The organism is Mammaliicoccus sp. B-M6, from assembly GCF_022386965.1.
Lineage (GTDB): Bacteria > Bacillota > Bacilli > Staphylococcales > Staphylococcaceae > Mammaliicoccus > Mammaliicoccus sciuri_A.
In genome coordinates, this window is sequence record NZ_JAJNHJ010000007.1 from 86,036 (window position 1) to 97,189 (window position 11,154).

The following is an 11,154-nucleotide window of genomic DNA, read 5'->3' on the forward strand; positions in this document are numbered from 1 at the left end:
AAATTTTGATAAATCTCACAAGAAATCTTATAATAAGGGTATCGACTTGAATTGGGAGGAATCAGACCATGAATTATTGGTATATCGCGCTCATAGTCCTAGTCTTGATTATCATTTATATGGCAATTAACTATTCATTAAATAAGCGCGCAGTAAAAGAATTAGATCAAAATGAATTCCATAAGGGATTAAGAAAGGCACAAGTTATAGACTTGCGTGAAAAGGCTGATTTTGACTATGGTCATATTATCGGGGCAAGAAATATACCGATGAGTGTATTTCGTACAAGATATCAAGGTTTACGTAAAGACCAACCTATATATTTTTGTGACGCAAATGGCGTAGCAAGTTATAGAGCTGCTAGAATGATGAAGAAAAAAGGTTACACTGAATTATTCATGCTTAAAGGCGGCTATAAAAAATGGACTGGTAAAGTTAAATCTAAATAAAATTAAAGCGTCTTGATCGTTTAATGCGACCAAGACGCTTTTTAATTTATAAAAGATTAATCTCGTGAGTTAATGTGGGCTTTAACTCACATGTTTTGTAATCTCGTGGGTTAATGTTGGATTTAACCCACATGTTTCTCAATCTTGTGTGTTTATGTTGGCTTTAACTCACATGTTTCCTAATCTCGTGAGTTAATGTTGCCTTTAACTCACATGTTTCCCAATCTCGTGAGTTAATGTTGTCTGGAAATGATAGTTTAAGAATGTACACTTTTGCTTGTTTAAGTATGTACAACACTTATAAATTAGCGATAATTTTATTGAGGTGATTATTAATGAAATTATCGTTAAATATAAAAAAGGATTTTAAAATAATAATGGAGAGCTTAAAAATGAAAATAAACAAGAGTGAAGTCGCAAGGCAGATGGGTGTAGACCGAAGAACGGTTGATAAGTACCTAAATGGTTACCTGCCAAGCAAAAAAAGAAATAGATTTTCTCTAATAGATAATTATTATGAGGAAATTAAAAGGTTATTGTCTGATGAATGTGAACAAAAGTTCTACTATAAACGAATATTATGGCAATACTTAAAAGATAATCATGGACTTGAATGTGCATATTCTACTTTTAGGGCTTATATCACAAGACATGAAGAATTAAATGTGTATTTTAAAAAAGGAAAGCACAAGTTGTCGCCAAGTGGCACAACTAGATTTGAAACAAGTCCTGGTTATCAAGCACAATTTGACTGGAAAGAAGATATAAGATTTAGGACTAAAGATAATCAAGAAGTATCATTGAATATTGGGGGTATTACTTTTATCATATTCTAGATTCAAAATTATGCAAGTTACGATGAGTAAATCAAGCGAAGTATTACATAATTTATTAGTCAATGCTTTTGAAACGATTGAAGGTGTGCCTAAAGAACTTATAACTGACAATATGAAGACTGTAATGACACAACCAAGAACAGAGTATTCAAGTGGACAAATCAATCGTAGATTTAAGCAATTCGCTGATGATTTTGGATTTAAGGTACGACCATGTGTCGCTGGTAGACCAAGAACAAAAGGGAAAGTCGAGTCTATTATGAAGATATTGGATGAGATACATGCATATCAAGGAGAACTATATTTAAATGAGATTCCATCATTTATTTCAAATTTAAACGATCGATTAAATTATTCTGTACATGTAGGTACTGGTAAAATACCGATAATTGAATTGGAAAAAGAAAAGAGTTCCTTACAGACACTACCACATGTACATGTAAGAAACTCATATAAAGTGAAACATAAATACTTGAAAGTCAACCGTTCTAATATGATTACATATCAGACCAATCAATATTCAGTACCAGCTAAATATTGCGTAAAAACAGTTGAAGTTCAAATTTATGATCAAATATTACATGTATATTATAACACCAAATTAATCGTAGAACACCCTATCACACGCCGTAAATTAAATTATGAAAAGCAGCATTATCTAGAAACTTTAGCGATTTCCTGTGGAAATCATAATGATATTGATCAAATTGCATTAGATAATTTAAAAACGATAGGAGAGCTTTATGATGAGTAATTCAACAAATTATAGACGATTAAAAGAAAATTTAGAATATCTAAAAATGAATCGAATGATCAATCATTTAGATGAAGTCATAGACTTCAGCATTAAAAATGAAATGTCATTTATTGATACATTAGTAAAATTGAGTGATTATGAAATCGCAGTTAAAGAGGAAAATATGATTGAGTCAATGGTTAAAGTGGCAGCTTTCCCATTCAAAAAAGAACTATCAGATTTTGATTTTTCCTTTCAACCATCGATTAACAAACAAGAACTATTAGATTTTTCGAATTTACGCTTTATAGAAAACTATCAAAACATTGTATTTTTAGGCTCTAGTGGTGTCGGTAAGACACATTTAGCCACAGCCATAGGCATGGCAGCAGCTAAAAAAAGAGTCAGTACCTATTTTATAAAGTGTCACGATCTCATTCAGAATTTAAAAAGAGCACAGATAGAGAACAGGTTAGAAAGCAGAATCAAACATTATGGTAAATACAAACTGTTAATTATTGATGAAATTGGCTACTTACCAATTGATAATGAAGAAGCCAAATTATTCTTCCAACTAATAGATTTAAGATATGAAAAGAAGAGCACGATATTTACAACTAACATAAATTTTAATTTATGGAACGAAGTTTTTGAGGATCCTAAAATAGCAAACGCTATTTTAGATAGGATTTTACATCACTCAAATGTCGTTAAAATTACAGGTAAATCATACCGATTAAAAAACCACATACCGAGAGAAAGTGACAAGACATAACATCAATTTTGTACATTGTTAAACAATCAATTATGTACATTTTTACGTTGACATTTACAGTTGTCTTTAACTCACATCTTTCTCAATCTAGTGAGTTAATGTGGGCTTTAACTCACATGTTGTCTAACCATCTAATATTTTCAAATAAAAAAACATCTCATTACCCTATTTGAATATAAGGAATGAGATGTTATTTATTTTAATTTAGAAATTACGACCAAGACGCTTTTTATTATGCTTTTTCTTCTTTTAGTAATTCAAATTTAAGTACTGGTTTTCTTGCTGCTTGTGTTTCATCTAATCGACCAATGACAGTTGTATGTGGTGCTTCTAATACAACTTCTGGAGTTTCTTCTGCTTCTTTAGCAATTTGAATAAGCGTATCGCAGAATGCATCTAAAGTTTCTTTAGATTCTGTTTCTGTTGGCTCGATCATCATACATTCTTCCACGTTGATTGGGAAGTAAATTGTTGGTGGATGGAAGTTAAAGTCTAAGAGACGTTTAGCAATATCCAATGTTCTTACACCAAGTTTTTTCTGTCTTGAACCACTGATTACGAATTCGTGTTTACAGTGTTGTGTATATGGTGTATCAAAGTGATCTTGTAATCTTCTCAACATGTAATTAGCATTTAATACAGCTGTTTCTGAAACTGCTTTTAATCCATCTGGTCCCATCGTTCTAATATAAGTATAAGCTCTTAAATAGATACCGAAGTTACCGAAGAATGGTTTAACTCTTCCGATAGATTGTGGCATATCATGTTCGAATTTAAATGTATCATTTTCTTTAACTACTGTTGGTTTAGGTAAAAATGGTACTAAATCTGCTTTAACACCGACTGGTCCTGAACCAGGTCCACCGCCTCCATGAGGTCCTGTGAATGTTTTGTGTAAGTTTAAGTGAACAGCGTCAAACCCCATATCCCCAGGTCTAACTTTACTCATAATTGCATTTAAGTTAGCACCATCGTAATACAGTTTACCACCTGCTTGGTGTACGATTTCTCTGATTTCTAAAATATCTTCTTCGAATAAACCTAATGTGTTAGGGTTAGTTAACATGATAGCAGCTGTGTCGTCTCCAACTACACGTTTTAAGTCTTCGATATCAACTAATCCTTTTTCATTAGATTTTACAGTTACTGTATCGAAACCTGCTACTTTTGCAGAAGCTGGATTCGTACCGTGAGCTGAGTCTGGAACGATAACTTTCGTTCTATTGAAATCGCCATTTGCTTCGTGGAAAGCTTTAATCATTAATAAAGCAGTCCATTCACCGTGCGCACCTGCTGCAGGTTGAAGTGTTACTTCATCCATACCCGTAATTTCTTTTAAATGTTCTTGTAAATCATAAATGATTTCTAATGAGCCTTGAACAGTTGAAACATCTTGTAATGGATGTGCGTTTGCAAAGCCAGACATTCTAGCGACTTTTTCATTAATTTTAGGATTGTATTTCATCGTACATGAACCTAAAGGATAGAATCCAGTATCTACACCATGGTTTTTATTAGATAATTCAGTGTAGTGGCGCATTAAATCTAATTCACTAACTTCTGGTAATTCTGCTTTTTGTTTTCTTGTAAATTTATCTCCTAAAAGATCTTGAACATCTTGTGTTTCAACATCTTTTTCAGGTAAAGAATATGCAAATCTATCTTTTCTAGATCTTTCAAATATTAATTCGCTTGATGGTTTACGCACTGTATTCACCTACTTTTTTGATAAATGTGTCGATTTCTTCTTTTGTTCTTAATTCTGTTACTGCAATTAACATATGATTGTTTAATGCTTCGTCTATAAAACCTAAGTCAAATCCACCAATAATACCTTCTTCAAGTAATTCAGCGTTGATTTCACTTATAGGTTTGTTAAATTTAACAACAAATTCGTTGAATGAAATACCTTCTAACACATCAAATCCAGCTTCTTGCATTTTTTGTTTCATGTAAGTTGTCTTTTCCATGTTAAGTTTAGCCATTTCAAACACACCATTCTTACCTAAAGCACTCATGCAAACTGATGCTGCTAAAGCATTTAGAGCTTGGTTAGAACAAATATTTGATGTCGCTTTATCTCTTCTAATATGTTGTTCACGTGCTTGTAACGTAAGAACAAAGCCTCTATTGCCATCTTCATCTTGCGTTTGACCAACTAAACGTCCTGGTAGTTTTCTCATAAGTTTCTTAGTAGATGCAAAATAACCACAATGAGGTCCACCATATTGTGCTGGAATACCGAATACTTGTGCATCACCTACAACAATATCAGCACCGAACTCTCCAGGAGGTGTAATTAAACCAAGTGCTAATGGATTGCTTGATACAATAAATAAAGCTTTTTTATCTGCGATTAACTGTTTAATTGCCTCTAAGTCTTCTAAAGAACCAAAGAAGTTAGGATATTGAACACATACTGCTGCTGTATCGTCATCGATAACTGCTTTCAACTTTTCTAAGTCTGTTACACTACCGTCTAAATCAACTTCAACTACTTCAATATCTTGTGCTTTAGTATATGTTTTAAGTACTTCTATAGATTGATAATGTACAGATTTAGATACAATTACTTTTGACTTCTTAGTATGACCTGCTGCAAGAACAGCTGCCTCAGCAAAAGCAGTTCCACCATCATACATAGATGAATTAGCTACATCCATACCAGTTAGTTCGCAAATTAAAGTTTGAAATTCAAAAATAGCTTGTAATTCACCTTGTGAAATTTCTGGTTGATAAGGTGTATAAGCAGTATAAAATTCTGAACGAGATATAACATGATCTACAACAGTTGGAATATAGTGATCATATACGCCAGCGCCTAAAAATGAAGCATGTGTCTCACTTGTAATATTTTTATTCGCAATTTGAGATAGTTCACGTAATAAAGGCGTTTCAGCTTTCTTTTCTTTAATATTTAATGGTTTATTAAACCTTACAGATTCAGGTATATCCGTAAATAATTCGTCTACAGATTGAATACCAATGACATCTAACATTTCAGATTTATCTTTTTCAGTTAAAGGTATATAGCGGTGACCCATTTTATTCACTCCTATGATTTAAATGATGATTTTTTAACAATTTTAGCTTTTACTTGTCTTTTTCTAACTTGTATTAAAATTTCTTTATCTAATTCAAATGCACCCTTCTCAATTAATCCCATAGCAATTGATTTACCAGTTGAAGGAGACCGTGTTCCAGAAGTTACATAACCAATTTCATTACCATCAGTATCTAGAATTGCATAATCTGTTCTTGGTATGCCTTTATCAATCATTTCTATACCGATTGATTTTCTTGGAGCGCCATTTTCTTTTTGAGCTTTTAATACATCTTTGCCTATAAAGTCATCTTCAATTAATGGTTTAACAGCAAATCCAATACCAGCTTCATATGGTGTGATTTGTTCAGATAAATCTTGGCCATGTAATGGTAATGCAGCCTCAAGTCTTAATGTATCGCGTGCACCAAGACCACATGGAACAACATTTTCGTTTATAAAACCATCCCAAATTGCTTTAGTGTCTGCAGCGGCACAATAAACTTCAAAACCATCTTCACCTGTGTATCCAGATTGAGATAATATAACTTCTTTCCCGAATAGTGTTACATTTTGTTTAAATTCAAACATCTTCATTTCTGATACATCATCACTGACTAATTTTTGAATTAGTTCGCGTGCTTCTGGACCTTGGATTGCTAATTGGCCATATTCAGAAGATTTATTTTCAACATTTACATTAAAATCTTTAATTGATTTTAACCATTCGAAGTCTTTATCTGTATTACCTGCATTGACAACTAAGAAATAAACTTTGTCGTCTAATTTATAAACAACTAAATCATCAATCACGCCGCCATCTTGGTTACATAGTGTTGTATATTGAGCTTTACTATCTGTTAATAATGTTGAATCATTCGTTAATGCGTATTGAATAAACTGATCCGCTTCTTCACCTGTAACGAGAATTTCACCCATGTGACTTACATCAAAAATACCTACATGATTTCTTACTGCATTGTGCTCCTCTTTAATACTTGAAAATTGGACTGGTAAAGCCCATCCAGAAAAATCAATTACTTTAGCACCTTGATCTATATAAGTTTGATACAAAGGTGTTTGTTTTAAATCTGTCGTCATCATAACTCTCCCCTTCTGAATATGTATAATAAAAAAACAGGGTAGCTTTCGCTACCCTGTTGAAGTGCTCTTCAGGAATGCGTCACAAAGTTATCCTTTTGCCTGAGAGATTCACTCAAATCTGGCTTGCTCCTTCGGCGATGAATATATCATTCATTCTCTCTAACTTTGATCATTCGCAAATATTTAAGCTTATAGAGATTCAATAATCTCACTTGCAACTACTTCTCTAGGTCTGTTAGCATCAATATGCTTGAATGCGATTTCATTATAACTTAATTCTCGTTTTGAATACAAGGTTTTTAATTCATTTAATGACTTTCCGTTAGCATTCGGTCTGTTATTATCATGATTAATTCTATTAAATAGAATTTCGACATCACATTTTAACCAAAAAGTATTGTCATTTTGCTTTAATAATTCTTTACATAATTCTGATTCTACAATACCGCCACCAGTTGAAATAATCACATCTTGGTCAATCCATTTTTTTAAAGCCTGATACTCTAAATCTCTAAAATGTTTTTCACCATATTTTTCAAAAATTTGTGGGATTGGTAATTGAGTTGTTTCAACGATATAAGTATCTATATCTACTAAACTTTTATCATAATGTTCGCTCAACAAATTTCCGATAGTTGTTTTGCCAACACCCATAAATCCAATTAATACGATTGACATTAAATCTACTCCTCAGTTGTTTCATTTCAACTTAAACTTTATTCTATCTCATTATTCAGAAAATAAAAAGCTTAAAATTATTTATTTATCATAATTTTTATTTCACGTACATAGTATTGCTCTAAATTGTGATAAGTATTAAGCTTAAAGCTATATTGTACTAAGTAAAATGACAAAAAGGAACTATATATAAATAATATTCCAAGTAATAACGGTAAAATAAAACCAGCATCATTAGATATAAATTTCTTCAAGTATTTCTTTATCGCCTTTTCTTATAATAATAAATACTTTAAACGTTTCGTTAGATATTTTATCTACTTGAAAAGTCTTCACATTATTAACCAAAGTGATGTTACCTCGGCCATTTATAGTTTTTATTATCTTTCCATTTAATAATGTGAATTCTGTAGAACGTGTTTCATTTATGAATTTAATCCTGTTATAAGCGTTGTCTAATTTTATAGTACTCTCTTTTATTTCATCGGAGAGTTCTTTTCTGAACATCATCAATTCAAAATGTGTATGATCCATTGCATTATCTTTAAATAAAGACTCTTAATGAGCAATGGGATTAAAGCTAATATAATTAATAAAAAAGATAATGACAGTAGCATTTCTATCATCGTAAAGCCTTTACTATTTTTCAATACATATTTTTTCATTTTTCAATTCATCTTTCATACAAACTTTTGTATTAAACTCTAAATATTTATATCTCTTTACATCATATTTTGGTTCGATAGATTTTGATTGCACAGTTTGATAAAGCATTTGATAAAGCTTTATTCTATCGTGTTCTCGAGTGATATTTTCATTTAATGTTGTAACTAAAGGCAGTAATGTCCCACTCAATAGCATTATGATAAAAATAGACAACATAAAATCTATAAACACATACCCATCATGTCGTTTCAACAATTCTATATCTCCCTTTCTCGATGCGAAAAATAACATGATACTTTCTTTCATTAAATTCCACTTTTAAAGTACCAAATTGGTTAATATTACCCTCTCCATCAAAAACTAATGTCGTAAACTCATTATTTTTAGAAATACGACCTTTATAGAGCGATATGGATTGAATCTGATTCTTCTCAATTTGATAAAATATTTTATCTGAATTAGGTTTAAACCAAACTAATATAGGTTGCTTTTGTGATAGAGATTTCGTTTCTAAGAACTCTAGCTTAGTTTCAAAATCATCTATGCCATTGTTTAATCCACTACGAGCCAATGCGTTTATAGATAAATACATTGTCACCATAAAGATAATACTGATGATGGATAACACAATAATCATTTCCACCAGCGTAAAACCTTTATTAACATTAATGTGCAACAACTTCACCATTTTCAAGTGTAATTGTTTCACCTGATTTACATGTCAGTTGCTTTTGATTAATATAACCATCACTTACTAAATCATTTATAGAATTTGGTTTAGCATCGTGCTTCAATGTATAAGCTTCTATTTGTCCAGCAACCATCTTCACTTGAGCCTGACATCCAGTACTTTTTACCGTCTCTGATTGCTTGCTAATGTTTGGTATGATGATCACCAATAATATACTTATTATTAGAAGAACTATTAACATTTCAATTATAGTAACGATAAACGCTATATATTCTATTACATTCGAAGTACTGTTGTTGCAGGAATAACTAAAAAATTATATTTATTTTTATTCATCGTTTTATTATTTCCCTGTGGTCAATATGTTACTTTTTAATATCTATAATCTCTTTGTGTTGAGTTTTCTGACAATTATATATGTGGTCAATATTTTAGTTAAACATCGCTTTAGAAAACAGAACATTTGTTCGTATAATTAAACTACTAATTATACGTGAGGTGTTTAAATTGAAAATCATTAACCCTGGTATGCCCGAACCATATAAATATGAAACGGACTATAGAAAAATACCTAAAAAGTATCTAAACAGTAATATCCCAGAGGGACGTAAGATGATTAAGTGGGCGCCATTTGCTAGTGTGCCACAACAATACGAAATTATTAATCAGCATATTAAAGACCAAAGTAAGACAGATAAACCTATCTTAGATGAATTAGCGTTACGTGATTTGAACGATGTGTTGGCTCAAAAATTATTTTATGATCCACCAGCAACGATTAAGTATTGGGAAAATGGATACTACAAAACGATTGAATGTGAGATTAATAAGTTTGATAGTGAAAGGAATAAGTTAGAGGTACTAGAGAATGGCGAGAAAGTATTATTGAGTATGGATTGTATTGTGGAGATAGAGTAAAAGCACCATATTTACAGTACATTTATGATAAAGTGTATATTAAAGTAAAAACTATTATAATCCAAAAACATTTAGGAGTAGATTCAATATGAATAATTTAGGAACTTTATATTTTTTCACAGGTAAAATGGGTGCTGGAAAAACAACAATGTCAAAACAATTAACGAACGAAAAAAATGCAGTTTTATTATCAGAAGACGAATGGCTTGAAAGTCTGTATCCAAATAAAATTAAGACAATAGAAGATTATCAAAATTTGTCAAAACAAATAAAACCTTTGATAAAAAAACATGTACAGAATATATTGTGTGTTGGGACAGATGTAGTTATGGACTTTCCAGGAAACACCAAAAATCAAAGAAGATGGTTATTAAATATAGCTAATGAAATAAATGCCTATCATAAACTTATATATATAAATGTTGATAACAAAAAATGTTTAGAACACCTAAAAATAAGACAACTAGAGGAACCAGAAAGGAATAATTTTGATACTGAATCTACTTTCAATTATCTCACTTCATTCTTCGAGGAACCAAAGGAATTGGAAGGATTAAATATTCTAGAAATAAATAGCAATGATTAATAAATAAAGTACACTATCTCTATAAGGTGATTAAATGTTTAAAGACAAAAGGTATTATATTCTAATGGTTCCCTTTCTAATTTTATGTCTAATTTTAGTATATGTACTTCCAGCAGAATATTACCTACTTATACCGGTGGTTTGTATCATATTCCAACTACTTTACCACTTTTTATTTAATAACGATAAAAGCAGTAAAAATAAAAAGACCACCCTGTAATATGGGTGGCTATATACTTCTAACCTCTTCCGCCTAATTAAATTATAGCATAAAAAAAGCCCACCTATTCATGGCACTGCACCCTTACTAAGGGAGCACAATAAAAACACTATTTTCTAGGCTGCTAATTTCCTATATTCTATAGGGGATAAGCAGCCTAGTTTTTGTTGAATTCTAACTTTATTATAGTTTTCAATGTAATTTTCGACAATATCTATTACAATGGTATTAGAGCTTCTAAGCCCACTGTTTAAGTAGAATGTTTCACACTTTAGAGAGGCATGAAAACATTCTATTGGGGCATTATCAGCTGGCGTTCCCTTACGGGACATGCTTCTGGTAATGCCTTTTTCTGTACATAGGGCATAGTATTCATAAGAAGTATACACACTTCCTTGATCACTATGTAATATAGTACCTGGTTCCAATTGAAGTTGTTTTAATGTCTCATT

14 protein-coding genes, 1 pseudogene and 1 riboswitch are annotated in these 11,154 nt (G+C 31.4%); of the genes and pseudogenes, 5 read left to right on the top strand and 10 right to left on the bottom strand.

Annotation, left to right across the window (positions count from 1 at the left end; all coding sequences use genetic code 11):
- The first annotated feature begins 68 nt into the window (after positions 1–68).
- The 3 genes and pseudogenes from LQ693_RS04310 to istB all read left to right on the top strand — a co-directional run bounded on the left by LQ693_RS04310 (position 69) and on the right by istB (position 2,796).
- Positions 69–449: a rhodanese-like domain-containing protein gene (locus tag LQ693_RS04310; protein ID WP_025904950.1), complete on the top strand. Its 381-nt coding sequence runs from the start codon at positions 69–71 to the stop codon at positions 447–449.
- Between the two features lie 335 nt (positions 450–784).
- Positions 785–2,039: pseudogene (gene istA / locus LQ693_RS04315) on the top strand (IS21 family transposase).
- Positions 2,032–2,796 (top strand): IS21-like element helper ATPase IstB, encoded by a 765-nt coding sequence (gene istB / locus LQ693_RS04320; RefSeq protein ID WP_239703074.1) that lies wholly within the window; start codon positions 2,032–2,034, stop codon positions 2,794–2,796. The pseudogene istA and the gene istB overlap by 8 nt, the downstream one beginning before the upstream one ends.
- Before the next feature lie 232 nt (positions 2,797–3,028).
- Here the strand turns inward: istB and gcvPB are convergent, their stop codons facing one another.
- The 9 genes from gcvPB to comGC form a co-directional block, all read right to left on the bottom strand.
- A complete protein-coding gene (gene gcvPB, locus LQ693_RS04325) occupies positions 3,029–4,504 on the bottom strand; it encodes an aminomethyl-transferring glycine dehydrogenase subunit GcvPB (RefSeq protein ID WP_037588250.1) in 1,476 nt (491 codons plus the stop codon).
- The gene (gene gcvPA, locus LQ693_RS04330; protein ID WP_119594061.1) at positions 4,497–5,840 is read right to left on the bottom strand and encodes an aminomethyl-transferring glycine dehydrogenase subunit GcvPA; all 1,344 of its coding nucleotides are present in this window, start codon (positions 5,838–5,840) and stop codon (positions 4,497–4,499) included. The genes gcvPB and gcvPA overlap by 8 nt, the downstream gene beginning before the upstream one ends.
- Positions 5,841–5,851: 11 nt before the next feature.
- A complete protein-coding gene (gcvT, locus tag LQ693_RS04335; RefSeq protein ID WP_103361425.1) occupies positions 5,852–6,940 on the bottom strand; it encodes a glycine cleavage system aminomethyltransferase GcvT in 1,089 nt (362 codons plus the stop codon).
- 80 nt (positions 6,941–7,020) lie between these two features.
- Positions 7,021–7,116: riboswitch (glycine riboswitch) on the bottom strand.
- 16 nt (positions 7,117–7,132) lie between these two features.
- Positions 7,133–7,621: a shikimate kinase gene (locus tag LQ693_RS04340; RefSeq protein ID WP_037588260.1), complete on the bottom strand. Its 489-nt coding sequence runs from the start codon at positions 7,619–7,621 to the stop codon at positions 7,133–7,135.
- A gap of 234 nt (positions 7,622–7,855) precedes the next feature.
- A complete protein-coding gene (locus tag LQ693_RS04345) occupies positions 7,856–8,155 on the bottom strand; it encodes a competence type IV pilus minor pilin ComGF (RefSeq protein WP_239703073.1) in 300 nt (99 codons plus the stop codon).
- Positions 8,131–8,286: a prepilin-type N-terminal cleavage/methylation domain-containing protein gene (locus LQ693_RS13805; protein ID WP_481817256.1), complete on the bottom strand. Its 156-nt coding sequence runs from the start codon at positions 8,284–8,286 to the stop codon at positions 8,131–8,133. Before LQ693_RS13805 ends, LQ693_RS04345 begins: the two co-directional genes overlap by 25 nt.
- The gene (gene comGE / locus LQ693_RS04350) at positions 8,261–8,542 is read right to left on the bottom strand and encodes a competence type IV pilus minor pilin ComGE (RefSeq protein ID WP_107566175.1); all 282 of its coding nucleotides are present in this window, start codon (positions 8,540–8,542) and stop codon (positions 8,261–8,263) included. Before comGE ends, LQ693_RS13805 begins: the two co-directional genes overlap by 26 nt.
- Positions 8,526–8,975: a competence type IV pilus minor pilin ComGD gene (gene comGD, locus LQ693_RS04355; protein ID WP_259339431.1), complete on the bottom strand. Its 450-nt coding sequence runs from the start codon at positions 8,973–8,975 to the stop codon at positions 8,526–8,528. Before comGD ends, comGE begins: the two co-directional genes overlap by 17 nt.
- Entirely contained in the window at positions 8,953–9,219 is a 267-nt protein-coding gene (comGC, locus tag LQ693_RS04360; protein WP_119594349.1) for a competence type IV pilus major pilin ComGC, read from the bottom strand. Before comGC ends, comGD begins: the two co-directional genes overlap by 23 nt.
- A 257-nt stretch (positions 9,220–9,476) precedes the next feature.
- On the opposite strand from comGC, the gene LQ693_RS04365 reads away from it, so the two are divergent.
- Positions 9,477–9,896, top strand: coding sequence for a YolD-like family protein (locus LQ693_RS04365; protein WP_232339593.1), 420 nt, complete (start codon positions 9,477–9,479; stop codon positions 9,894–9,896).
- Between the two features lie 88 nt (positions 9,897–9,984).
- Positions 9,985–10,482, top strand: a complete 498-nt coding sequence (locus LQ693_RS04370; RefSeq protein ID WP_103361430.1) for a P-loop nucleotide/nucleoside kinase family protein — start codon at positions 9,985–9,987, stop codon at positions 10,480–10,482.
- Between the two features lie 336 nt (positions 10,483–10,818).
- Here LQ693_RS04370 and LQ693_RS04375 read toward each other — a convergent pair.
- On the bottom strand, positions 10,819–11,154 hold a 336-nt coding region (locus tag LQ693_RS04375; protein WP_239703072.1), incomplete at its 5' end, for an integrase core domain-containing protein.